This is a genomic window from Kitasatospora sp. NPDC098652 (assembly GCF_044760155.1).
GTDB lineage: Bacteria > Actinomycetota > Actinomycetes > Streptomycetales > Streptomycetaceae > Kitasatospora.
In genome coordinates this window covers 1-23,010 of record NZ_JBIWAQ010000022.1, presented here as the reverse complement: position 1 = coordinate 23,010, position 23,010 = coordinate 1, and the positions used below count along the sequence as shown (strand labels likewise).

Sequence of the window (23,010 nt, the reverse complement as noted above, 5' to 3'; positions counted from 1 at the left end):
AGCCCGCCGTGCCGAACGTGCCCGCGGTACCCGCCGACCCGCACCCGAGTGCCGAGACCGGCGCTGAAACCGGCACCGACACCGACACCGACACTGACACCGGGCGTGCCGCCGGGACGTGGCCGGCGCCGGTGCGCAGGCCCACCGGGCGGGACGTGGCCAGGCTGGCCGGGGTCTCCCAGGCCACCGTGTCGCTGGTCTTCTCCGGTGCCGAGGCCGGGCGCCGGGTCTCCGAGGCGACCCGGGCGCGGGTCCGCGAGGCCGCCCGCAGCCTCGGCTACCGCCCGCAGGCCGCCGGCCGGCAGCTGCGGCTGGGCCGCAGCGGGATGATCATGCTGGCCGTGCCCAACCTCCAGGGCCCGTTCTTCGGCCGGGTGCTGGAGGGCGTCCACCACGAGGCCGGCCGGCACGGTCTGGCCGTCGTGGTCAGCTCCGGCTGGGGCAGCGCGACCCTGGCCGAGGCCGCCACCGCGGGCCGCTTCGACGGCCTGCTGATCTGCTCCCCGGACGACAGCCAGCTCGGCGAGCTGCCGCCGGACACCCCTGCGGTCTTCCTGGACGCCGACCCCGGCACCGACCGGGCGCGCCCGACCGTCGAGCTGGACGTGGCCGGCGGGATGCGGGCGGCCGTCGAGCACCTGGCCGCCCTGGGGCACCGCCGGATCGGGCACCTGCGGTCCACCCATGCCGCGTACACCTTCCGGGTCCGACAGGCCGCCTTCGAGCAGGCGGTCCGCGAACTCGGCCTGGACGTGGTGGAGTTGGGCGTGAGCCTGAACGACGGCCACGCGGCCGCGCGGAGCGTGGCGGGGGAGCTGCTGGAGCGGACGGACCGTCCGCGCGCGGTGATCTGCGACGACGACGTGGTCGCCTCCGGGGTCTACCAGGCCGCCGCCGAGCGGGGGCTGCGGGTGCCGGACGACCTGTCGGTGGTCGGCATGGACAACGTCGCCGTCTCCGGGCTGCTCGCCCCGCCGCTGACCACCGTGGACCTGCCCGGCGAGGAGCTGGGCCGGGCGGGGGCAGCCGCGCTCGCCGGACTGCTGGCCGGCGAGCGGGTGGAACCGGTCGCGCCGCTGGCCACCTCGCTGGTGCTGCGCTCCTCGACGGCCCCGGCCCCGGCCCCGGCCTCGGCCCGGGGCTGACGGACGTTCGGCGACGGCCCGCGCCGCCGCCCGTCCCGCCGCCCGAGCCGCCGCCCGTCCCACCGCTGCGCCGCCGCCCGTCTCGCCGATGCCCGGCACCGGCGGCAACGCGCTGCTCCCGGTGCTGCCCGCGGCCGGTGCGCTCAGCAGCGGTGCGCTCGGCAGCGGTGCGCTCGGCAGCGGGGCGCTGTTCCCGGTGATCGCCTGGGGCCGTCGGGGCCGCCACAGCTGATCGCCGCAGGTGAACGGAGGAAATGACTGCGCCCGCCGGCCAGACCCCGGCGGGCGCAGTCGTCTGTGGGGCGGGGGTCAGCCCACCGGGACGGGCTCGGCGAGCGGCGCGAGCGGCGCGCCGCGGAACCAGCGCCGGGCGCCGAACAGCACCAGGCCGCCCAGGGCGATCCCGCCGGCCGCGCACACCGCGACCGGGCGCAGCGATCCCTCGGCGAGGTGGCCGGAGACCGCGTAGCCGAGCGAGTTGCCGGTGGCGAACAGGGTCACCAGCCAGGCGAAGGCCTCGGTGACCGTCCCGGTCGGGGCCAGTTCGGCGACCAGGACGAAGGCGGCCGCCAGCAGCGGGGCCAGCATGACGCCGGAGAGGAAGGCCAGCGCGGCCATCGGGTACGGGCCGGGCAGGGTGACCAGCGGCAGGTAGGAGGCGGCCATGGCGAGGGCCATCAGCCAGGTGCGGGTCGCGGTGCTCTGCCGCCAGCTGACCATGCCGTAGGCGAGCGCGCCGAGCAGACCGCCGAGCGCGGCCAGTGCCAGCAGGGTGCCCCCGCCGCCGGGCAGGCCGCCGGCGTGCTGCTCGGCGTAGGCGATGAACAGCACGTTCTGCGCGCCGACGGCCCAGCCGGCCCCGGCGAGTCCGACCAGCAGCAGTACCAGGCCGGGGGAGCGCAGCGGGCCGAGCAGTCCGGCGGAGTGCGCGCGGGCGGGGGCGCGCCAGGCCCGGGCGGGTGCGGTGGTGGCGACCACCAGTGCGCCGGCCAGGCCGAGTCCGGCGGCCACCCAGAGCGCGGCGACCGGGCTGAACAGGCCGGCGATCCCGGCCACGGCCAGCGGCCCGGCCACGTAGAGGATCTGCTGGGAGGCGGAGTCGAAGGCGTACGCGGTGTCGAGCTGCTCCTCCTCGACCACGTCCGGCCAGAGCGAGCGCAGGCAGGGCTCCAGCGGCGGCATCGCCAGGCCGGCGACGGCGGCGCCGAGCGGCGCGGCGAGCGGGGAGCCGGGGGCGAGGGCGAGCAGCGCGTACCCGCCGCCGGCCACCACGGCGGAGGCGAGCAGGACGCGCGGCTGGCCGGTGCGGTCGACGATCCGGCCGAGCACCGGCCCGCCGACGGCGGCGGCGAGCGCGTACACGGAGGTGGCCAGTCCGATCCGGCCGTACGGGACGCCGGCCTCGCGCAGGGCGAGGGCGATCACCAGGGCGGTCATACCGGCGGGCAGGCGGCCGAGCAGGGTGCCGAGCAGGAGTCGGGAGACGTGCGGGGCGCGGAGCAGGGCGAGGTAGCCCATCGGTGGTCTTCTCCGGTCAGGGCAGGGGAGGGCGGGGACGTCGTCAAAGTTATACGTATAACTGCCGTTCGGTCAATCCGACCGGAGGGTGGGGCTGATGGGGCGTCAGCTTCGTTCGTGTCCGGATCTCACCGCTGGGTGAAGGGTGACCGTGGCTCGATCTCAAACAAGTACTTTGAACATCTCAAACCTTTGCTGCTAACGTATCGGCCGTGACCACCTCAGACGCACTGCGGATGCACGGCCCGGGCCCGCTGCCCGGCGCCGCCCGCCCGGGTGCGCTGAACGGTGCTGTGGACAGCCTGCGCCGTTGTCGCGCCATGAGCTGCGCAGCCATGAGCTGTATCGCGGCGGCACGCCCCTGACCGGGGTTCGTGACCTCTCCCCGTCCGGCCCCGAGCCGTGCCGCCTCCTCCGCCCCGCACCCCACCGCCAGCAACGCCCTCCCCCGGAGTCGCACCCCCATGTCCACAGCGCCCGAGGCGACCTCGTCGCCGTCCCTGCTCACCCGCATCCGCAAGACGCCGTTCTGGGTGCAGATCGTCGCCGGCCTCGTGCTCGGCGTCGGCCTCGGCTACCTGGCCCGCGCCGCCGACATCTCCTGGCTGGCCACCACGCTGGAGACGATCGGCAAGATCTTCGTCCAGCTGCTCAAGCTGGCCGTGCCGCCGCTGGTCTTCACCGCGATCGTGGTGAGCGTCGCCAACCTCCGCAACGTCACCAACGCGGCCCGCCTGGCCACCCGCACGCTGCTCTGGTTCATGATCACCTCGCTGATCGCGGTCGGCATCGGCCTCGGCCTGGGCCTGCTGACCAACCCCGGCCAGGGCACCAACCTCAAGACCGACGGCCTCAAGGCGCTCGACTCCAAGGGCACCTGGATCGACTTCCTGACCGGGATCTTCCCGACCAACATCGTCGACGCCTTCGTCAAGGTGAACGTGCTGCAGATCGTCTTCATGGCGGTCGTGGTCGGCGCCGCGATCATCAAGCTCGGCACCAAGGCCGAGCCGGTCCTCAAGCTCAGCGAGACCGTGCTGGAGCTGACCCAGACCGCGCTGTGGTGGGTCATCCGGCTCTCCCCGCTCGGCACCCTCGGCCTGATCGGCAAGTCCGTCGCCAAGTACGGCTGGGACCTGCTCAAGCCCTTCGCCACGCTGACCCTCGACATCTACGTCGGCTGCGCCCTGGTGCTGTTCGTCGTCTACTCGCTGGTGCTGCGCTTCGCCGCGGGCCTCAACCCGCTGCACTTCTTCAAGGGCGCCTGGCCCGCCATCCAGCTGGCCTTCGTCTCGCGCTCCTCGGTCGGCACCCTGCCGGTCACCCGCCGCGTCACCGAGCGCCTCGGCGTCCCGAGCGAGTACGCCTCGTTCTCCGTGCCGTTCGGCGCCACCACCAAGATGGACGGCTGCGCCTCGATCTACCCGGCCGTCGCCGCGATCTTCGTCGCCCAGGTCTACAACATCGATCTGGGCATCAGGGACTACCTCCTGATCGCCTTCGTCTCGGTCGTCGGCTCGGCCGCCACCGCGGGCCTCACCGGTGCGATCGTCATGCTGACGCTGACCCTGTCCACCCTGGGCCTGCCGCTGGAGGGCGTCGGCCTGCTGCTGGCCATCGACCCGATCCTGGACATGATGCGGACCGCCACCAACGTCGCCGGTCAGGTGGTCGTGCCGGTCGTGGTCGCGGCCCGGGAGCGGATCCTGGACGTGGCCGCGTACAACAACCCCTCCGGGGACCTGTACGAGGAGGACGCGCCGAAGGTCGCGGTTCCGGTCGCCGCCTGACGGTTCGGTACGGCGCCTGACGGCTTGGCGCGCTGCCTGATGGTCGGCACGCCGCCTGATGGTCGGCACGCTGCCCGATCGCTTGCGCGATGCGAAGGGCCCTCTCCCGGTTCACGGGGCGAGGGCCCTTCGGCTTTCCCCTCCTTCCCCGGCTCACCGGGACTGCCGGGAAAAGGCAGGGGGCCCGCCGCGATGGGCAGGCCCCCTTGGGTGCTGCTCTTGTGCTCATGGTGACGGCTGTCGGGAGCCGCCGACGGACCCGAAGGGTCCCGAGCGATCAGAACATCAGAGGATGGTCAGACGATGGCGGTGACGTTCTCCGCCTGCGGGCCCTTCGGACCCTGGGTGACGTCGAAGGTGACCGCCTGGTTCTCCTCCAGCGAACGGAAGCCGTTCGCATTGATGGCGGAGTAGTGGACGAAGACGTCGGGGCCGCCGCCCTCCTGGGCGATGAAGCCGAAGCCCTTCTCAGCGTTGAACCACTTGACGGTTCCCTGAGCCATGCCGTTCTCCTTGCGATGCGTGTCGGGGGCCACACCGTGTGGTCCCCGGTCCGCTGCGCTGATCGCCCTGCCTCCGGACGAGTCCGAAGTTTTTCGATATTGCTGAAAAACTACAAAAAGCCCGCGGTTACATGCTCCGCAGGCTTCAAGTACTGCAAGGGGAATCAAACTGCAACTGAGGGCAACGCTAGCATGCGGCCGCTGTGACGACCAGGGGTCACTTGCCCTTCGGACGGCGCGTGTCGTAGGCCCCCGGAGCGGCCTGGTTACCGGCGCGGGCAGGCGTGTTGGGGGCGCGCACGAGTCTGCGGACAGGCGCCCGCGCCGCCTGTCCGGCAGCACCCGCGCGCGTGTCGGGTGGCCGGTGCGAGCCGTCGCGAACAGCAGGCATACGCTGCGGTGAAACGCACGAACAGCGCCGTGGGGAAGCGCACGAACAGCAAGGGAGCGCCGCAGTGGCAGTGCCGGACGGACAAACGCGGGAGCCCGAGCACCAGGAGAACACCCCGGTCAGGCCCAGGGTCGGCCACATTCAGTTCCTGAACTGCGTCCCCCTCTACTGGGGCCTCGCCAGGACCGGCAACCTGCTCGACCTCGACCTCACCAAGGACACCCCGGAGAAGCTGAGCGACCGACTCGTCGGCGGCTCCCTCGACATCGGCCCGATCACCTGCGTGGAGTACCTGCGCAACGCCGAGGACCTGCTGGTCCTGCCCGACATCGCGGTCGGCAGCGACGGCCCGGTGATGTCCTGCCTGATCGTGAGCAAGGTGCCGCTCGCCGACCTCGACGGCCGCCGGGTCGCCCTCGGCTCCACCAGCCGCACGTCCGTCCGGCTCGCCCGGCTGCTCCTGGAGGAGCGGGAGGGCGTGCGCCCGGACTACTTCACCTGCCCTCCGGACCTCAGCGCGATGCTCGCCGAGGCCGACGCCGCCGTCCTGATCGGCGACCCGGCCCTGCGCGCCTACCTCGGCCAGGCCGCCGACCTCGGGCTGACCGTCCACGACCTCGGCGAGATGTGGAAGGAGTGGACCGGACTGCCGTTCGTCTTCGCGGTCTGGGCCGTGCGCCGCGAGTTCGCCGAACGCTGCCCCGAGCTCACCGCGGCCGTCCACCGGGCCTTCCTGGAGTCGCGTGACCTCTCGCTGGTCGAGGCCGCCAAGGTGGCCGAGCAGGCCGCCCGTTGGGAGACCTTCGGGGCGGACGTGCTGGAGCGGTACTTCAGCGAGGCGCTCGACTTCTCGCTCGGCGCGCGGCAGCTCGCCGGGGTCGCCGAGTTCGCCCGGCGGGTCGCCCACGACAGCGGCTTCGCGCCGGACGTGACGGTGCGGCTGCTGGAGCCGGCGGCGCTGCCGGTCGGGCCGTAGGGGCGCCGCCTTCGCCAGGCCGTCCGCGGGCGGGTCGGGCAGTGGGTCGGGCGGTGGGTCGGGCGGTGGGTCGGTCCGGCCCGGTACGGTCTGCTCCCGAGGTGCGTCCGGCGGGGTCCCGCGCGGGTGCGGGGCGGGCGAGGGGAGCGTGCGGGGCATGCGGGCACTGGGGTCGGACGATCCGCGCCAGGTGGGCGCCTACCGGCTGTTGCGGCGGCTCGGCTCGGGCGGGATGGGCCGGGTCTACCTCGGTCGGACGGCCGGCGGGCGCACCGTCGCCGTCAAGGTGGTCCGGGCCGAACTCGCGGACGACGCCGAGTTCCGCGCCCGGTTCCGGCAGGAGGTGGCCGCCGCCCGACGGGTCGGCGGCGCCTGGACCGCCCCCGTCCTGGACGCCGACACCGAGGGCGAGCAGCCCTGGGTCGCCACCGGCTACGTCGCGGGCCCCGCACTCGCCGCCGCCGTCCGGGCGCACGGCCCGCTGCCGGAGGCCGCCGTCCGCGCCCTCGGCGTCGGGCTCGCCGGGGCGCTCGCCCATGTGCACGGGCTCGGCCTGGTGCACCGCGACGTCAAACCCTCCAACGTGCTGCTCACCCTGGACGGTCCGCGGCTGATCGACTTCGGGATCGCCCGGGCCCTGGACGCGACCAGTGGTTTCACTCGTTCGGGTTATGTGGTGGGCTCACCCGGCTTCATGTCGCCCGAACAGGCGAACGGGCAGCCGTCCGGGCCGGCCGGGGACGTCTTCTCGCTCGGCGCCGTCCTGGCCTTCGCCGCCACCGGGGTCCACCCCTTCGGCGAGGACGTCAGCGCGGCCGTCCTGCTCTACCGGGTGCTGCACGAGGAACCGGACGTCAGCGGAGTGCCCGAGGCGCTGCGGACGGTCGTCCTCGACTGCCTCGCCAAGGACCCGGCCGCCCGGCCCACCCCGCGGCAACTGGCCGCCCGCCTCGACCCGGACGGCGCGGCCGCCGCCCTGCTCGGGCGGGGCGACTGGCTGCCGGCGGCGCTGGCGGCGGGGGTGGGGCGCAGTGCGGTGGAGCTGCTGGACCTGGAGGGGGCGCAGGGGGAGGCGCTGCCGTACGCGCCGACGCAGGCGTCGGGGCGGGGCGGGGCGGCTGCGCCCGGGGCTGTGTCCGGAGCGGGGGCGGGGGCGCTGCCCGGGGTTCCGTCCGGAGCGGGGGCGGGCTCGGGGTCGGAAGAAGGGGAGGGGGACGGGCCGCTGCCGCTGTGCAGTTACCCGGCCGGGACGGGGGAGGAGCAGGGGCTCGCCCGTCAGCGGCGTCAGCGGCGTCGGCGGGTCGGGGCCGCGCTGGCGGTGGTGCTGGCGGTCGCGGCGCTCGGGGGTGCCGGGTACGCGTGGTACGCGATGACCGGGCCGGCCGGGCCGGCGGTGTCGGGGCCGTCCGTGGGGCCGCTGCCCCTGCCGTCCGTGGACCCGGACCAGGCCGTCGCGTCGCCGGGGGCCTTCGTGCCGGGTGGGACGGCGGGGGCGTCGCCCTCCGCGCCGGTGTCTCCGTCCACGGCGGCGTCCGCGTCCACGGCCGGGTCGGCCCCGTCGAGCGGGACGGGCGGGCCGGGGGTGGTGCCCGCGGCGTTCCTGGGCACGTGGAGCGGCGACATGGTCACCGACAAGGGGCTGCCCGGCGGCACCACCACGCTCACCGTCCGCCAGGCGGCGATCGGCCAGGAGGCCACCACCAGCCACAACGGCGTCTCCGGGCTGATCTCGATCAGCTGCGAGGGCGCCTGGACGCTCAAGTCGGTCTCCGACACCGAGCTGGTGTTCCGGTCCCGGCTGGTGCGCTCCTCCATCCCCGGCGCCTGCACCGGCGGTTCCAACACGGAGACCCTCAGCCTGCGGTCCGACGGGACGATCCGCTTCACCTCCGCCGACCCGGCCGCCGGGAACCCGGCCGGCACGCTGCGCCGGACGGGCGGGTGAGGCGAATCGGTGAGGCGGGTTGGTGAGGCGGGTCGGTGAGGCGGGTGAGGCTGACCGGCGGGGCGGGGCGGTGAGCCGGGTTGTGAGACGGGTCGAGGCGCAGTTCAGCGGGCTGACGCGGGCGCCCGTAAGGCCTGGCGTAGGCTGGTTCGGCCGTACCCGAGTTGCACTTGAGAGAGAGAAGGCCGCCAGGTGACCGAGCTCGCAGCGACCACCCTCGATGCGTCCAGCACCGACCTGCAGGCCGTGCTCGACCGGGCCGCCGCAGGCGGCCGGATCACCCCGGAGGAGGCGCTGGAGCTCTACCGCTCGGCGCCGCTGCACGCGCTCGGCTCCGCCGCCGACGCGGTGCGCCGCCGCCGCTACGCGGGTACCGAGCACATCGCGACGTACATCATCGAGCGCAACATCAACTACACCAACGTCTGCGTGACGGCGTGCAAGTTCTGCGCCTTCTACGTGCCGCCGAAGAGCGACAAGGGGTGGTCCCGCGAGCTCGACGAGATCCTGCGCCGCTGCGCCGAGACGGTCGAGCTGGGCGGCACCCAGATCATGTTCCAGGGCGGCCACCACCCGGACTACGGCGTCGAGTACTACGAGCGCGCCTTCTCGGCGATCAAGGCCGACTTCCCCCAGCTGGTGATCCACTCCCTGGGCGCCTCCGAGGTCGAGCACATGTCCCGGATCTCGGGGGTCTCCATCGAGGAGGCCATCACCCGGATCCACAAGGCGGGCCTGGACTCCTTCGCCGGCGCCGGCGCCGAGCTGCTCCCGGAGCGGCCGCGCAAGGCGATCGCCCCGCTCAAGGAGTCCGGCGAGCGCTGGCTGGAGATCATGGAGGCCGCGCACGGCCTCGGCGTGGAGTCCACCTCCACCATGCTGATGGGCACCGGCGAGACCAACGCCGAGCGGATCGAGCACCTGCGGATGATCCGCGAGGTGCAGGACCGCACCGGCGGCTTCCGCGCCTTCATCCCCTACACCTACCAGCCGCAGAACAACCACCTCAAGGGCTCGACCCAGGCCACCGTCTTCGAGTACCTGCGGATGATCGCGATCGCCCGCCTGTTCCTCGACAACGTCGCCCACATCCAGGGCTCCTGGCTCACCACCGGCAAGGAGGCGGGACAGCTGTCGCTGCACTACGGCGCCGACGACCTGGGCTCCGTGATGCTGGAGGAGAACGTCGTCTCGGCGGCCGGTGCCAAGCACCGCTCCAACCTCACCGAGCTGATCCACCTCATCCGCGCCGCCGACCGCGTCCCGGCGCAGCGCTCCACCACCTACGAGCACCTGCGGGTGCTGGACGACCCGGCCAACGACCCGGTCGACCCCCGGGTCGCCTCGCACATCGCCTCCACGGCGATCGAGGGCGGCACGGCGCACCCCGAGCTCAAGATCCTGGACAACGACTGAGGCCCCGGACGAGCGAGGACCACGGACACCCGAGACCGCTCCGGTCGACGCCGTGCTGACCCTGCACCGGGCCGAGTTCCTGCTGCCCGACCCCGCCGAACCCACCGCCCCGTCCTTCGCCGACGGGGCGGTGGTGGTGCGCGGTGAACTGGTCGAGGCCGTCGGCCCGTACGCGGAGCTGGCGGCGGCCCACCCGTCGGCCCGGGTCCGGGACTGGGGCCGGGCCCTGCTCGCGCCCGGCCTGCGCCATCCCTGCGGGCAGCGGTTGCTGGAGCGGGACTACCACCCGGACCCGCGCGAGGAGATCGGCGTCGAGCCGGTCGTGGACGGGCTGGTCGGCTGCACCGACGAGGCCCGGTACGGGGCCAGCGCGCGGCGCGGTCTGCAGCGGATGCTCGGGTTCGGCGTGACGGCGGTGGCCGGGCCGTTCGCGCGGGCGGCGGTGCGGACGGCGGTGGTGCGGTTGGGGCTGGTGGCGCTGCCGGGGGCTGCCGGGCTGTCCGGGGCTGGTGGACTGTCCGGGGCGGCTGGGCTGTCTGGGGCGGCTGGGCTGTCTGGGGCGGCTGGGCTGTCTGGGGCTGCTGGGCTGGCTGGGGCTGTGGAGGCTGCTGAGCTTTCGGGGGCGGGGGAGCCGGGCGAAGGGGCGGGCCCGTTGGACCCCTTGGCGGTGCTGCCGCTCGCCCGGGCCGTGCACGGGCGGGTCGCGGCCGGTGGGCGGGCGGACTTCGCGGTGTTCCCGGTGGTGGCGGAGGAGGGCGGGGTCCGGCCGGCGGCCGGCGGGTGCCTGGCGACCGTGCTGGCCGGGCGGTTGGTGTACCGGCGGAGGTGACCGCCCGCGGGCGGAGGCGGGCGTGAGCTCGCCGGTGTGACGTACTCGTCAGTAGGCGGATTGCCTTGCGGTGCACGGGACTTCCTTCGTGTGCACTCGAACTGCCGTGCCCTCCCAGGGGGGTGATTGTCCCTTCACCGTGACCTGAGGGCCCGCCAGCGGATACGATCCCGGACAGCTCACTCCGTACCCTCACCACACCACCACCCGTACCCGCGGGCGGCGGGGCCGTGCCCAGGCCCCGGAGGCAAGCCAGGACAGGAACCATGCGAACCGCGACCGTCCCCCCGCCGCGAACCCCGCGGATGGGCCGTGGTTGGTACCTCGCCGCCGTGCTCAGCGCCGTGCTGGCCGTCGGGATGTGCCTGCTCGGTTGGCGCCAGGCCGACCAGGCCGACCGGATCGCGGCCCACCCGGTGAGAGTCGAGGGCGTCGTCACCCAGCTGCCGACCGGCGGCGGCACCTACAGTGCCGTCAGCTACAAGGTCAGCGGCCAGCCGCACACCGCCGCCGCGCTGCCGCTCGCCGACGGCATCAAGCTCGGCGACGCCGTCTGCCTCGAACACGCCGCCGACGATCCGGGCGCGGTCCGGATCTGCGGCGACACCTACCCGCAGCCCGTCGGCGTCGGCCTGGCCCGCTTCAGCGTGCCCGTCGCCGTCGTGCTGTTCGTGATCTGCATGCTGCGCATCCGGCGCCACCGGCGGGCCGTCGCCGTCCGCAGCGGCCAGGGCCGGATCGCCGCCAACCTGGCCATGGCGACCGGGGCCCTGGCCGAGGGGATGCCGGCGATAACACAGGGCAAGCGTTCGCGCCGACGCCGTCGCGCGGGTGGGCGGCGCGGATCGCACTGAGGCCCCGTTGGTCGGGGCGGCCGTCGCAGGGTGAACAATGGGGGGCGTGACCCGAGCCTCCCTGGACAAGCAGCCGCACGAAGTCGCCGCCATGTTCGACGACGTCGCGGCCAAGTACGACCTCACCAACGACGTGCTCTCCCTCGGCCAGGCCCGCGCCTGGCGCCGGGCGGTGGCCGAGGCGGTGGCCGCCGGACCGGGGGACCTCGTGCTCGACCTCGGAGCCGGCACCGGCACCTCCTCGCTGCCCTTCGCCGAGGCCGGGGCCGACGTCGTCCCGTGCGACTTCTCGGTCGGCATGCTCACCGAGGGCAAGCGCCGCCACCCCGAGCTGCCGCTCACCGCCGGCGACGCCACCCGGCTGCCCTTCGCGGACGACACCTTCGACTCGGTGACGATCTCCTTCGCGCTGCGCAACGTCCAGGAGACCGACGCGGCGCTGCGCGAGATGCACCGGGTCACCAAGCCCGGCGGCAAGCTGGTGATCTGCGAGTTCTCCACGCCGACCTGGACGCCGTTCCGGACCGTCTACACCGAGTACCTGATGCGCGCGCTGCCGCCCGTGGCCACCGCCGTCAGCAGCAACCCGGACGCGTACGTGTACCTCGCCGAGTCCATCCGGGTCTGGCCGGACCAGCCCGCGCTGGCCGCCCGGATGCAGGAGAGCGGCTGGTCGAAGGTCGCCTGGCGGAACCTGACCGGCGGGATCGTCGCGCTGCACCGCGGGTACAAGCAGGCGTAGCCGGAGGGGGCGTCTCCGGCAGCGTCAGCGGAACTAGACTGCCGGAGACAAAAGCCGCCATCCCCCGCCGCAGCTCCAGGAGTGTGTCCACGTGTCCGAGACCGCAGCCGATCTGACGAAGCCGGACAGCACGGTCGAGAGCACCGCCGACGTCATCGTGGTCGGCGCGGGCCCGGCCGGCGCCACCACCGCGTACTACCTCGCCCAGGCCGGGCTGGACGTCCTGCTGCTGGAGAAGACCGCCTTCCCGCGCGAGAAGGTCTGCGGCGACGGCCTCACCCCGCGTGCCACCAAGCAACTGGTGGACATGGGCATCGACGTCTCCACCGAGAACGGCTGGCTGCACAACAAGGGCCTGCGCATCATCGGCGGCGGCGTCCGGCTGGAGCTGGACTGGCCCGAGCTGGCCTCCTTCCCCGACTACGGCCTGGTCCGCAAGCGCGCCGACTTCGACGAACTGCTCGCCCGCCAGGCCGAGAAGGCCGGCGCCCGGCTGTACGAGCGCTGCAACGTCAGCGGCCCGGTCCTGGACGAGCGCACCGGCCGGATCGTCGGCGTCACCGCCAAGCTCGGCGAGGAGAAGCGACCGGTCACCTTCCGCGCCCCGCTGGTCGTCGCCGCCGACGGCAACTCCACCCGGCTCTCCCTCGCCATGGGCCTGCACCGCCGCGAGGACCGCCCGATGGGCGTCGCCTACCGCACCTACTTCAACTCGCCGCGCCACGACGACGACTACCTGGAGTCCTGGCTGGAGCTGTGGGACACCCGCGGCGGCCAGCGCAAGCTGCTGCCCGGCTACGGCTGGGTCTTCGGCATGGGCGACGGCACCTCCAACGTCGGCCTCGGCATCCTCAACTCCTCGCCCGCCTTCGGCGAACTCGACTGGCGCGAGGTGCTCAAGGCCTGGTGCGCGAGCATGCCGGCCGAGTGGGGATACACCCCCGAGAACATGACCGAGCCGATCCGCGGCGCCGCCCTGCCGATGGCCTTCAACCGGCAGCCGCACTACACCCGCGGCCTGCTGCTGGTCGGCGATGCGGGCGGCATGGTCAACCCGTTCAACGGCGAGGGCATCGCCTACGCGATGGAATCCGGCCAGATCGCCGCCGGCGTCATCGTGCAGGCCCACGCCCGCGTCACCGAGGGCGGCCGCGAGCGCGCCCTGCAGGCCTACCCGCGCATCCTCAAGGACGTGTACGGCGGCTACTACACGCTCGGCCGCGCCTTCGTGAAGCTCATCGGCAACCCGAAGGTGATGCAGCTCGCCGCCCAGCACGGCCTGCCGCGCCCGCTGCTGATGCGCTTCACCCTCAAGCTGCTCGCCAACCTCACCGACCCGCAGGGCGGTGACGCGATGGACCGCGTGATCAACGGGCTGGCGAGGGTCGCGCCGAACGCCTGAGGCGGCGGGGCGCCTGGGGCGCGGGTGCGCGGCACGGGGTGCCGGTGCGCGGCCCGGTTCAGGGCGACTTCGGTGCCGTCTCCTGCTCCGCCGTGTCGCGGGAGGCGGCGGAGCGCTGTTCGACGTAGGCGAGGCGCTCGTCGAACACCCGGGCCGCGTCGGGGGTGAGCGTCCGCAAGGCGACCAGGGCGCTGAACACGACGTCGCAGAGCTCGTGCTGGACGTCCTCCCAGGTGTGGGTGACGCCCTTGCGCGGGTTCTGACCGGTCGCGCCGATCACCGCGGCGCCGACCTCGCCGATCTCCTCGGAGAGCTTGAGCAGCCGCAGCAGGCGCTCCTCCTGCGGCGACTGGGTGCTCTGTTCGTCCAGCCGCGCGACCAGGTGGTCGACGCTCTCCCAGATCCGGCTGTCCATGCGGTGCTGCTCCCCTGCGGTGTCGTTGGTGCTGCCACCGTACGGGAGCGGCTAGGGGGCGGGCCGGACCGCTGCCGTCCGGCCCGCTGCCGCTCGGACCGCTGCCGCTCGGACCGCTGCCGCTCGGACCGCTGTCACCCGGACCGCTGCCGTCCGGCCCACCTCAGGTGTTCGCCCTGCCCGGCCGGTGGATCAGCGCTTGCTGATGTTCACGTGGCGGATGTTCACGGGGACGTTCGGGAATCCGTCGCCCGGGCCGTTCTGGTCGTCCTCGCCGGCGGCGGCGATCTTCTGCAGGACGTCCAGGCCGGCCGTCACGCGGCCGAACGGGGTGTAGGCGGGGGAGAGCTTGGTGTCCTTCCAGACGATGAAGAACTGGCTTCCATTGGTGTTCGGGCCGGCGTTGGCCATGGCCACGGTGCCGGCCGGATAGGTGGCTCCGGTCAGGTTCTCGTCCGGGAAGGAGTAGCCCGGACCGCCGCTGCCCGTCCCGGTCGGGTCTCCGCACTGCAACACGTAGATCCGCTGGGTGGTGAGTCGGTGGCAGTGGCTGCGGTCGAAGTAGTCGTGCTCGGCGAGGAAGCGGAACGAGAAGGTGGTGCAGGGCGCCTTGTCGGTCAGTGCCTCGAAGGTGATCGGGCCCTGGTTGGTACGCAGGGTCGCCTGGTAGGGGCGGGCCGCCTTCGCGGCGTCGAAGACCGGGATGCCCTTGAAGTTGTCGGCCGGGACGGCGGGTGTGTAGGTGCAGGCCGCGTTCGGGGCTGGGGTGGCGCCGGAGGGGGCCGCGACGGCCGTGCCGGTGCTCGCCGCAAGTGGGAGGACGGTGGCGGCGGCGACCAGCGCCCAGTGCGTGCGCTTCACGTGACGGGCCTTCCGGGGGGTGGTGGACGGCGTACTTGTCATGGAGGAATCATCCACGGCCGGATGGGTCTTCGGTAGGGGGTGGGGCGGCTGGGGCTCCTTCGGCTGTCGAGATGACGTGGTGTCAATTCTCCTTCGGGGTGGGCGTGAACAGTCCGGCTCGGGCGGCGAGGGCGGCGGCGTCGGCGGCCCGTTCGGCGGTGCCGGCATCCAGCGGTTCGCCGGTGACGAACAGTCGGTAGTAGAGCGGGGCGGTGGCCGCCCTGATCACCTCGACGCCGTCCGTCCCGGCCGGCAGGTCGCCGCGGGCGACGGCCCGTTCGGCGACCTCGGCGGCCTGGCGGTGGCGGGCCGCGAAGAACTCGCGCAGGGCGGCCGCGCCGGTATCGGAGCGTTGGGCGGCGGAGATCAGCACGGTGGGTGTGGGGCCCAGCTCCGGGTCGGTGAAGACGTGGAAGACCTCCTGGGTGATTCGGCGGAGGTCCTCCTGGAGGTCTCCGGTGTCGGGCAGCGGCCAGGGTTGGTCGGCGGAGGCGGTCAGGGCGTCGGCGATCAGGCCGTCCACTCCGCCCCACCGCCGGTAGAGAGTCGCCTTGTGGACGCCGGACCGGGCTGCGACCGCCTCGGCGGTGAGTCCGTCGTACCCCTTCTCGGTGACCTCGGCGAGCGTGGCGGCGACCACGTCCGCGCGGACCCGGGCGCTGCGCCCGCCCGGGCGCGGGGTGGGCGTGCGGGGCGGCTGCTGGTCGGGGGTGGCGGCCTCGCTCAAAGTCGACTCCTGTCGCATTAAGGCTTGCTGCGGGGTGGTGGTTGTGCCATGCTCATCGTAATGCGACACGCGTCGCATTACGAGAGGAGCCTGTGTGACCACCCGTACCGTCCCCGACCCGACCGCCCTCCACCCGCTCGCCGGCCACGACCGAGTGGTCCTGCTGCGCCCGCTCGTCACCGACCCGAGGATCGAGGTCGGCGAGTACACGTACTTCGACGACCCCGACGGAGCCACCCGCTTCGAGGAACGCAACGTCCTCTACGCCTACGGCCCCGAACGACTGGTGATCGGCAAGTACTGCGCGATCGCCACCGGCACCCGCTTCCTGATGGCCGGGGCCGCCCACCCGGCCATCGGCGTCTCCACCTTTCCCTTCACGATGTTCGGCGGCAGCTGGACCGAGCAGACCCTCGACATCGTCACGGGCCTGCCCAGCCGTGGCGACACCGTGGTCGGCAACGACGTCTGGTTCGGCTTCGGCGCCACCGTCCTGCCGGGCGTCCGGATCGGCGACGGAGCGATCATCGCGGCCGGTGCGGTGGTCACCGCCGACGTCGAGCCCTACACGATCGTCGGCGGCAACCCCGCCCGCCCGATCCGACGCCGCTTCGACGGCGCCGACATCGAACGCCTCCTCAGGGCCGCCTGGTGGGACTGGCCGGCCGAGCTCGTCACCGAGCACGTCCGCGCCATCATGTCCGGTACTCCAGCCGACATCGAGGACATCGCCGAGACGAACGGCCTGCTCGCCTCCTGACCCGCCGGCGCCCGGCAGGGGCATTGATCATCGGCAGCCCGGTGCGCGAAGATGGCGCCCCCGTGCTCCACCCCTCGCCCCGTCCCCCGCTGAGCCACACGCCCAGCTCCCGGGTCCGTCCGACGCCGTACGGTCCTCGCGCCCGCCGGTTCCGTTCGTACGGAGGGATCCTCCTCATGCGTGCCTCCCTGTCCTCGTTCTCGTCCTCATCGGTCCTTCGCGATCTGCCGGTCCTGCTCGTGGCAGTGGTGTGGGGGTCGAGCTTCCTCACCGTCCAGCGGGTGGCCGACCCGGAGACGGTCGTGGCGATGCTCGTCCTGCGCTTCGGGCTGGTGCTGCCGCTGCTCGGGGCGGTCGCCTGGCGGGCCCTGCGGAAGCTGAGCCGCGCCGAATGGCTCGGCGGCGCCGCGCTGGGCCTGGTCCTCAGCGGGATCTTCCTGCTGGAGACCTACGGTGCCGTGCACACCTCCGCGACCAACGCCGGGCTGATCATCAGCCTCGCGATGGTGCTCACCCCGCTCGGCGAGAGCGCCCTCGGCCGGACCGCACCGCCGCGGGCCTTCCTCGCGGCCGCCGGGCTGGCCGTGCTCGGCGTAGCCCTGCTCACCGGCGACGGCGGGCTGCGCCCTCCGACCCTCGGTGACCTGCTGGTACTGGGCGCCGCCCTCGTCCGCTCGGCGTACGTCCTGACGATGGCCCGCACCCGGGCCGTCCGCGACACCGACGTGCTCGCCGTCACCTGGGTCCAACTCGCCTCGGCCACCGGAGTGTTCGGCGTGGTCGCGCTGTCCGTCGGGCCGGCGCCCTGGACGGTCGCACGCTCGTACGGGGCCGGCCAGTGGGCCTGGCTGCTGCATCTGTCCCTGTTCTGCACCCTGTTCGCCTTCTTCGTCCAGATGTGGGCCGTCCGGGCCACCTCGCCGTCCCGGGTGAGCCTGCTGCTCGGCACCGAACCGCTGTGGGCCGCCGTCTTCGGCCTCACCGTGGCCGGGAACCGGATGGGCCCGCTCGCCCTGCTCGGCGGAGCCCTGGTGCTGATCGCGACCGAGTGGGGGCGACGGACCGCCCCTGCGCCGCGCCCGGCCGCGAACGCGGGCGAGAGCGCACCCGAGGCGGAGGAGCCGAGCCCGGAGCCGGCCTCGGTCTGACCGGCAGCCCTCGTCACCGGCGCCGCCACAGAGTCCGGCGGGCGTAGTCGATGGTGACCGCGCCCAACAGCGGGCCCCAGGCGACCAGGGGCAGGTAGGCGAGAGTCATCACCAGGGCACCGAGGCCGTGCGGCGAGTCCGCCTCGGCCAGGTTCCCGGCCCAGCCGCCGAACAGGGCGAACAGTCCCAGCCAGGTCAGGACGAGCGCGCCCAACAGGGCCGGAACGACGGCGAACATCGGGCGCACCCGTCGACCGCCTATCAGCGGGATCCAGCGCGGAACCACGTGCCCCCAGGGCCGGACCAGGCCCAGGGTCAGGAACGCCAGCCCCTCCGCCAACGCACTCAGCGCCACGCAGTAGACCGTGCCCCAGCCCGGCTGGTGCTCCGCGTACGCCGCGGCCGTCGCTCCGCTGAAACCGAGCGGGAAGCCGAAGCCGAAGACGATCCGCCACAGCCCCGAGGGAACCGTGCTGAGCGCGGCGGCCGTGGCGGCGATCCGGGCCCAACGCGGGGCGGACGGGACGTCCGGGGCGACCGCGTCGACCGCCCCGACCCGGTGGTCGGATACGCGGGCGTTGATCACGAGCTTCGACATGGCGTGCACTCCCTTCGGCTCCGGCCCCGTGGCCGGTGCGATGACTCAAGACTGGCGGCCGGGAAGGGCCGGCGGCAGATGCCGATCGGGCTGTTCCTCCTGCTCAACTGCCCTTTGAAATGTGCCGATCGGCACAGGTGTGCCGTCCCTCCCGCGCCGTAATGTGACGGCAGTCGATGAGTCGAGGAGAGGTGATGGCGATGACTCAGATCCTGTCCGGGGTCGTCCTGGTCCTGGCACTGCCGGCTTGGTCGGCGCGGGGCCGCCGTGGGGCGGCAGTCGTGACCTTGGCGCTCGGGGTGTCCTCGGCGGTGGTCACGGCCGCCGTCTGGATCCTCGGCCGCTGGGCGGAGGGCGACCGCTGGGCCGGACTGCTCGGCCTGGTCGAACTGGCCGTCCTGCTGCTGTCGGTGGTCATCACCCTGCGCACCGAGGACGGCCCGCGGTGCGCGCTGGCGGCCTGGACGGCATGCGGAGCGGTCGCCCTCTGGCTGACCAGGTTCGCGTTCGTCGAGGGGCCCGGGGACGTCCTCACGATCTTCGGCTTCGGCTCGGCGCTCTCCCTGCCGGCCGTTCTGATCGGGCTCTACCTGAGGGGCCTGGACGAGGGGCGCACCAAGGCGGTAGTCGAGGCCAAGCGGGCCCAGCGGCTCGAACTGGCCCACGACCTTCACGACTTCGTGGCGCACGACGTCAGCGGCATGGTGGCCCAGGCCCAGGCCGGCGCCTACCTGGCCTCGGTCGACCCGGCCCGAGCGGTCGCCATGTTCGAACGGATAGAGCAGGCCGGGCAGCGGGCCCTGGCATCACTGGACCGGACGGTCCAGCTGCTGCGCACGGAGGAGGGGACCGGGCGCGGCCCACAGCCGGGGCTTTCGGAACTCGCGGAGGTGGCGGAGCGGTTCACCGCCGCGGGCGGCGCGGAGGTCCGGCTGGAACTGCCGGAACAGCCGGTACCGAGGGAGCTGGGAGGGACGGTCCACCGGATCGTCGTCGAGGCGCTGACCAATGTCCGACGGCATGCCCAGGGCGCCGCACGGGTCGACGTCCGGGCGCGCCGCGTCGGCGAGTGGCTGGAGCTGACCGTGACGAACGACGGTCGGCCGGCGGGGGCGGCCAGTCGGCCCAGGCGCGGCGGCGGCAGCGGACTGCCTGGTCTGGCCGCGCGGGTGGAGGCACTCGGCGGCACCTTCGAGGCGGGAGCTCATGAGCGGGAGGCCTGGCGCGTGACGGCGAGGCTGCCGCTGGCAGGTCGGGAGGAGCCGGAGCGGCCGGAGACCCCGATGAGGACGAGTGCGGGTGCAGGGGAGATGAGCGGATGAGCAGCAGTGCAAAGCCGATCCGGATCCTGGTCGCCGATGACCAGGCGGACATCCGCAGTGCGTTCAGGATGATCCTGGACGTCCAGCCGGACATGACGGTGGTGGCCGAGGCCTCGGACGGTGCCGCGGCGGTACAGGAGGCGAAAAGACTGCGGCCGGACGTGGTGCTCGCGGACATCCGGATGCCGAAGCTCGACGGCCTGGAGGTCACGCGGCAACTCGCCGGCCAGTGCAAGGTGATCGTGGTGACCACCTTCGACCTGGACGAGTATGTGCACACGGCCTTGCGGCACGGTGCGGCGGGCTTCCTGCTCAAGCGCTCGGGGCCGGTCCTGCTGATCGAGGCGGTCAGGGCGGCGATGGCCGGGGACGCGTTGATCAGTCCGCAGGTCACCGTGCGGTTGTTGCAGCACATGGCGCTGCCGGGTGCCGACCCTGTGCCGGGGTCCACGGGCGGGGCAGGCGTGCCGGGCCCTTTGATAGCCGGCCCGGTGGAAGAACTGACCGAGAGGGAAAAGGAGATCGCTGAGCTGGTGGCCGATGGAGCGACCAACGCCGAGATCGGCGCCGGGCTCTTCATCTCACCGGGAACGGTGAAGAACCACCTCGCCAACATCCAGCGCAAGCTCGGTGCCCGTAACCGGGTGGGCATCGCGGCCTGGGTGTGGGAACAGGCAGTCGGCAACCGGTAGCCGGCCCCTGGCCCGAAGGGCGAGAGCGGAACGACGGAGGCGGCCTGCGCCAGGGCGCGGCCCGAGAGCGAGAGGGAGGCAGGGTAGAGGAGGAGGCGGGCCGAGGGATTCGAGGGCCCGCAGCGGGAAGTTGGGCCTGCCCTACACGGGAGGCGGAGCCGCGAGGGCGGCGGGTGGAGCGGAGGCGGAGGAGGAGGGCAGGCCCCCAGGGGCCCACAGGCTGCCAGGGCTGCGAGCGCGCAGCAGCCCCGCGCTGGGACCGGCCGGCCCGGCGCAGGTGACACCGGCAGCAGGTGGGCAACCCTGGCGCGGGCGGCGGGCGGCGGGCGGCGGGCGGCGGGCGGGCGGGTGGGGGAGGGGGAGGGGGAGGGGAGACCCCCACGACAACATCGCGCGCTTGTGAACAAAGGGTCAAGCAAGCGTTCCTCCCCCCACCACCCCTCCGAGTGAGCCGCTATAACACGTCAACATGACTCCCCGAAATTTGCTATCCCCGGAGCATAGTTGATATAGGAATGCGCCTCTGACCAGCCGCTTCCAAGATAAATGCGACTACTTGTGACCATTTGACTCCTTTGCGTTGACAGCTCTGGGCATGTTCACATTCGCCACCATTCACATGGTGTCGTAGATCACAAAGATGACGTTGAACTGCGTGTCGCAGATCACAAGCCACCGGGCATAGGATGCGCTCGTTCCAGGCTTTGTGAACTGCCTCACATGAGGTGGATCTCGGGAACTGGAACGCGGGTTCACCGCAGTGTGACCCGCCGGTTCCGATCTGCAGTCAAGGACGACTGGACGGAGGGAGCGGGGGCTATGAATGCCTACGCGCCGATCCTCGTACTCGGTGCCATCGCGGCGGCGTTCGCGGTCGGTTCCGTCGTGATGGCCTCACTCACCGGCCCCAAGCGCTACAACCGGGCCAAGTTGGAGGCGTACGAGTGCGGCATCGAGCCGACCCCGCAGCCCGTGGGCGGCGGTCGGTTCCCGATCAAGTACTACCTGACGGCGATGCTCTTCATCGTCTTCGACATCGAGATCGTCTTCCTCTACCCCTGGGCGGTGACCTTCGACTCCCTGGGGCTCTTCGGGCTGGTCGAGATGCTCCTGTTCATCGCCACCGTCTTCGTCGCGTACGCCTACGTCTGGCGCCGCGGCGGCCTGGAGTGGGACTGAGGCAGGGGTGGCGCCGCCGCCCTTGTGAACGAGCGGACAAGCTCGGACGGGCCGGACGTTCCCCCGGACGCTCCGCGGGCGCATCGCCGGACGTACCAGAGGACTTGAGGGCATTGAGAGGGATCTGATGGGAATCGAGGAGAAGCTGCCGAGCGGCTTTCTGCTCACGACCGTGGAGACGGCCGCCGGCTGGGTGCGCAAGGCGTCACTCTTCCCGGCCACCTTCGGTCTGGCCTGCTGCGCGATCGAGATGATGACCACCGGTGCCGGCCGCTACGACCTGGCCCGGTTCGGGATGGAGGTCTTCCGGGGCTCCCCCCGGCAGGCCGATCTGATGATCGTGGCGGGCCGGGTGAGTCAGAAGATGGCCCCGGTGCTGCGCCAGGTGTACGACCAGATGCCCAATCCGAAGTGGGTCATCTCGATGGGCGTCTGCGCCTCCTCCGGCGGGATGTTCAACAACTACGCGATCGTGCAGGGCGTCGACCACATCGTCCCGGTGGACATCTACCTGCCCGGTTGCCCGCCCCGCCCGGAGATGCTGATGGACGCCATCCTGAAGCTGCACGACAAGATCCAGCACGAGCCGCTGGGCGTGAACCGGCGCCGCGCCGAGGAGTTGGGCGAGGCCCTGGCCCTCAAGGCGACCCCGATCAGCGAGATGCGGGGGCAGCTGCGATGAGCGAACAGGTACCCGAGACCCGCCGCGAGCAGCCACCCCGGGAGATCCCGGTCGAGGTGGTCGGCCGTCGGCAGGGCATGTTCGGTGCCGAGGGCACCGGCGACACCTCCGGCTTCGGCGGCCTGGCCGCCCCGATCGTTCTGCCCGGCCCGAGCGAACGCCCGTACGGAGGCTGGTTCGACGAGGTCGCCGACGAGTTCGAGGGCGCGCTGGAGGAGCAGGGCCTGGACCCGGCCGAGGTGGTCGAGAAGACCGTGGTCGACCGCGGCGAGCTCACCTTCCACCTCGACCGCACCCACCTGTTGAAGGCGGTGCGCATCCTGCGCGACGACCCGGCGCTGCGCTTCGAGCTGTGCCTGGGCGTGAGCGGGGTGCACTACCCGGGCGACCGGGGCCGCGAGCTGCACGCGGTCTACCACCTGCGCTCGATCACCCACGGCCGGCTGATCAGGGTGGAGGTCACCGCGCCGGACGCCGACCCGCGGATCCCCTCCGTGGTGAGCGTCTACCCGACCAACGACTGGCACGAGCGCGAGGCCTACGACTTCTTCGGCCTGGTCTTCGACGGCCACCCGGCGCTCACCCGGATCATGATGCCGGACGACTGGCTGGGCCACCCGCAGCGCAAGGACTACCCGCTCGGCGGCATTCCCGTCGAGTACAAGGGCGCCCAGATCCCGGCTCCCGACCAGCGGAGGTCGTACAGCTGATGAGTACTCAGCACTACGAGGAAGCAGACGCCCGCGAGACCACCGAGGGCCGGGTCTTCACCGTCACCGGCGGCGACTGGGGCGAGGTGGTCGAGGCGGTCGGCCGGGCCGACGACGAGCGCATCATCGTCAACATGGGCCCCCAGCACCCGTCCACCCACGGCGTGCTGCGGCTGATCCTGGAGATCGACGGCGAGACGGTGAAGGAGGCCCGCTGCGGCATCGGCTACCTCCACACCGGCATCGAGAAGAACATGGAGTTCCGCAGCTGGGTCCAGGGCACCACCTTCGTGACCCGGATGGACTACCTGACCCCGCTGTTCAACGAGACCGCCTACTGCCTGGCGGTCGAGAAGCTGCTCG

The 23,010-nt window shown here is 72.6% G+C and carries 24 protein-coding genes and 1 pseudogene; 19 read left to right on the top strand and 6 right to left on the bottom strand.

All coding sequences use genetic code 11. From position 1 onward, the window contains the following. The first annotated feature begins 17 nt into the window (after positions 1–17). Together ACIQWA_RS33510 and ACIQWA_RS33505 are read left to right on the top strand one after the other, a co-directional pair. Positions 18–1,145: a LacI family DNA-binding transcriptional regulator gene (locus ACIQWA_RS33510; RefSeq protein WP_402488998.1), complete on the top strand. Its 1,128-nt coding sequence runs from the start codon at positions 18–20 to the stop codon at positions 1,143–1,145. A gap of 88 nt (positions 1,146–1,233) precedes the next feature. After that, positions 1,234–1,377 carry a hypothetical protein gene (locus ACIQWA_RS33505; protein ID WP_402488995.1) on the top strand — a complete coding sequence of 48 codons (144 nt, stop codon included), beginning with the start codon at positions 1,234–1,236 and terminating at the stop codon, positions 1,375–1,377. Between the two features lie 77 nt (positions 1,378–1,454). Here the strand turns inward: ACIQWA_RS33505 and ACIQWA_RS33500 are convergent, their stop codons facing one another. Then, positions 1,455–2,663, bottom strand: a complete 1,209-nt coding sequence (locus ACIQWA_RS33500; protein ID WP_402488992.1) for an MFS transporter — start codon at positions 2,661–2,663, stop codon at positions 1,455–1,457. A gap of 212 nt (positions 2,664–2,875) precedes the next feature. On the opposite strand from ACIQWA_RS33500, the gene ACIQWA_RS33495 reads away from it, so the two are divergent. Together ACIQWA_RS33495 and ACIQWA_RS33490 are read left to right on the top strand one after the other, a co-directional pair. Next, the gene (locus ACIQWA_RS33495; RefSeq protein ID WP_402488989.1) at positions 2,876–3,028 is read left to right on the top strand and encodes a hypothetical protein; all 153 of its coding nucleotides are present in this window, start codon (positions 2,876–2,878) and stop codon (positions 3,026–3,028) included. A gap of 99 nt (positions 3,029–3,127) precedes the next feature. Next, a complete protein-coding gene (locus ACIQWA_RS33490; protein ID WP_360239183.1) occupies positions 3,128–4,453 on the top strand; it encodes a dicarboxylate/amino acid:cation symporter in 1,326 nt (441 codons plus the stop codon). A 296-nt stretch (positions 4,454–4,749) separates the two neighbouring features. Here the strand turns inward: ACIQWA_RS33490 and ACIQWA_RS33485 are convergent, their stop codons facing one another. Beyond that, positions 4,750–4,956, bottom strand: a complete 207-nt coding sequence (locus tag ACIQWA_RS33485) for a cold-shock protein (RefSeq protein WP_402488985.1) — start codon at positions 4,954–4,956, stop codon at positions 4,750–4,752. 455 nt (positions 4,957–5,411) lie between these two features. Between ACIQWA_RS33485 and ACIQWA_RS33480 the strand changes: the two genes are divergently transcribed. The 7 genes from ACIQWA_RS33480 (at position 5,412) to ACIQWA_RS33450 (ending at position 13,511) form a co-directional block, all read left to right on the top strand. Continuing rightward, positions 5,412–6,323 (top strand): menaquinone biosynthesis protein, encoded by a 912-nt coding sequence (locus ACIQWA_RS33480; protein ID WP_360239178.1) that lies wholly within the window; start codon positions 5,412–5,414, stop codon positions 6,321–6,323. Positions 6,324–6,480: 157 nt separating this feature from the next. After that, positions 6,481–8,268, top strand: a complete 1,788-nt coding sequence (locus ACIQWA_RS33475) for a serine/threonine-protein kinase (RefSeq protein WP_402488981.1) — start codon at positions 6,481–6,483, stop codon at positions 8,266–8,268. A 192-nt stretch (positions 8,269–8,460) separates the two neighbouring features. Then, on the top strand, positions 8,461–9,684 hold the full coding sequence (gene mqnC / locus ACIQWA_RS33470; protein WP_360239172.1) for a cyclic dehypoxanthinyl futalosine synthase: 1,224 nt from the start codon (positions 8,461–8,463) through the stop codon (positions 9,682–9,684). A gap of 52 nt (positions 9,685–9,736) precedes the next feature. Beyond that, on the top strand, positions 9,737–10,513 hold the full coding sequence (locus ACIQWA_RS33465; RefSeq protein ID WP_402488978.1) for an imidazolonepropionase-like domain-containing protein: 777 nt from the start codon (positions 9,737–9,739) through the stop codon (positions 10,511–10,513). 266 nt (positions 10,514–10,779) lie between these two features. After that, entirely contained in the window at positions 10,780–11,367 is a 588-nt protein-coding gene (locus ACIQWA_RS33460) for a hypothetical protein (protein WP_360239166.1), read from the top strand. A 46-nt stretch (positions 11,368–11,413) separates the two neighbouring features. Next, complete coding sequence (locus ACIQWA_RS33455; protein WP_360239163.1) at positions 11,414–12,109, top strand: demethylmenaquinone methyltransferase; 696 nt, start codon at positions 11,414–11,416, stop codon at positions 12,107–12,109. Between the two features lie 112 nt (positions 12,110–12,221). After that, positions 12,222–13,511, top strand: coding sequence for a geranylgeranyl reductase family protein (locus tag ACIQWA_RS33450; RefSeq protein WP_360239377.1), 1,290 nt, complete (start codon positions 12,222–12,224; stop codon positions 13,509–13,511). A gap of 58 nt (positions 13,512–13,569) precedes the next feature. Here the strand turns inward: ACIQWA_RS33450 and ACIQWA_RS33445 are convergent, their stop codons facing one another. The 3 genes from ACIQWA_RS33445 to ACIQWA_RS33435 form a co-directional block, all read right to left on the bottom strand. After that, positions 13,570–13,926, bottom strand: coding sequence for a MazG-like family protein (locus tag ACIQWA_RS33445; RefSeq protein WP_402488976.1), 357 nt, complete (start codon positions 13,924–13,926; stop codon positions 13,570–13,572). 192 nt (positions 13,927–14,118) lie between these two features. Continuing rightward, a complete protein-coding gene (locus ACIQWA_RS33440) occupies positions 14,119–14,829 on the bottom strand; it encodes a peptidylprolyl isomerase (RefSeq protein ID WP_402488973.1) in 711 nt (236 codons plus the stop codon). Between the two features lie 82 nt (positions 14,830–14,911). Then, positions 14,912–15,556 carry a TetR/AcrR family transcriptional regulator gene (locus ACIQWA_RS33435; RefSeq protein WP_402488971.1) on the bottom strand — a complete coding sequence of 215 codons (645 nt, stop codon included), beginning with the start codon at positions 15,554–15,556 and terminating at the stop codon, positions 14,912–14,914. A 94-nt stretch (positions 15,557–15,650) separates the two neighbouring features. Here ACIQWA_RS33435 and ACIQWA_RS33430 point away from each other — a divergent pair, with 94 nt between their 5' ends. Both ACIQWA_RS33430 and ACIQWA_RS33425 read left to right on the top strand, forming a co-directional pair. Next, positions 15,651–16,316, top strand: coding sequence for a CatB-related O-acetyltransferase (locus tag ACIQWA_RS33430; protein WP_402488968.1), 666 nt, complete (start codon positions 15,651–15,653; stop codon positions 16,314–16,316). A gap of 176 nt (positions 16,317–16,492) precedes the next feature. Next, a complete protein-coding gene (locus tag ACIQWA_RS33425) occupies positions 16,493–17,464 on the top strand; it encodes a DMT family transporter (protein WP_402488966.1) in 972 nt (323 codons plus the stop codon). A gap of 13 nt (positions 17,465–17,477) precedes the next feature. Here ACIQWA_RS33425 and ACIQWA_RS33420 read toward each other — a convergent pair whose 3' ends face one another. Further along, the gene (locus tag ACIQWA_RS33420) at positions 17,478–18,062 is read right to left on the bottom strand and encodes a hypothetical protein (protein ID WP_402488963.1); all 585 of its coding nucleotides are present in this window, start codon (positions 18,060–18,062) and stop codon (positions 17,478–17,480) included. 200 nt (positions 18,063–18,262) lie between these two features. Here ACIQWA_RS33420 and ACIQWA_RS33415 point away from each other — a divergent pair, with 200 nt between their 5' ends. From ACIQWA_RS33415 to ACIQWA_RS33390, 6 genes and pseudogenes are all read left to right on the top strand, one after another. Continuing rightward, positions 18,263–19,384 carry a sensor histidine kinase gene (locus ACIQWA_RS33415; RefSeq protein ID WP_402488960.1) on the top strand — a complete coding sequence of 374 codons (1,122 nt, stop codon included), beginning with the start codon at positions 18,263–18,265 and terminating at the stop codon, positions 19,382–19,384. Further along, positions 19,381–20,076 (top strand): response regulator, encoded by a 696-nt coding sequence (locus tag ACIQWA_RS33410; RefSeq protein ID WP_402488957.1) that lies wholly within the window; start codon positions 19,381–19,383, stop codon positions 20,074–20,076. The genes ACIQWA_RS33415 and ACIQWA_RS33410 overlap by 4 nt, the downstream gene beginning before the upstream one ends. Before the next feature lie 819 nt (positions 20,077–20,895). Then, positions 20,896–21,255 (top strand): NADH-quinone oxidoreductase subunit A, encoded by a 360-nt coding sequence (locus ACIQWA_RS33405; RefSeq protein WP_360239135.1) that lies wholly within the window; start codon positions 20,896–20,898, stop codon positions 21,253–21,255. A 127-nt stretch (positions 21,256–21,382) separates the two neighbouring features. Further along, positions 21,383–21,937 (top strand): NADH-quinone oxidoreductase subunit B family protein, encoded by a 555-nt coding sequence (locus tag ACIQWA_RS33400; protein WP_074005520.1) that lies wholly within the window; start codon positions 21,383–21,385, stop codon positions 21,935–21,937. Further along, entirely contained in the window at positions 21,934–22,647 is a 714-nt protein-coding gene (locus tag ACIQWA_RS33395; protein ID WP_360239129.1) for an NADH-quinone oxidoreductase subunit C, read from the top strand. Before ACIQWA_RS33400 ends, ACIQWA_RS33395 begins: the two co-directional genes overlap by 4 nt. Continuing rightward, positions 22,647–23,010, top strand: a pseudogene (locus ACIQWA_RS33390) (NADH dehydrogenase subunit D); the annotation flags it as partial. The gene ACIQWA_RS33395 and the pseudogene ACIQWA_RS33390, both read left to right, overlap by 1 nt.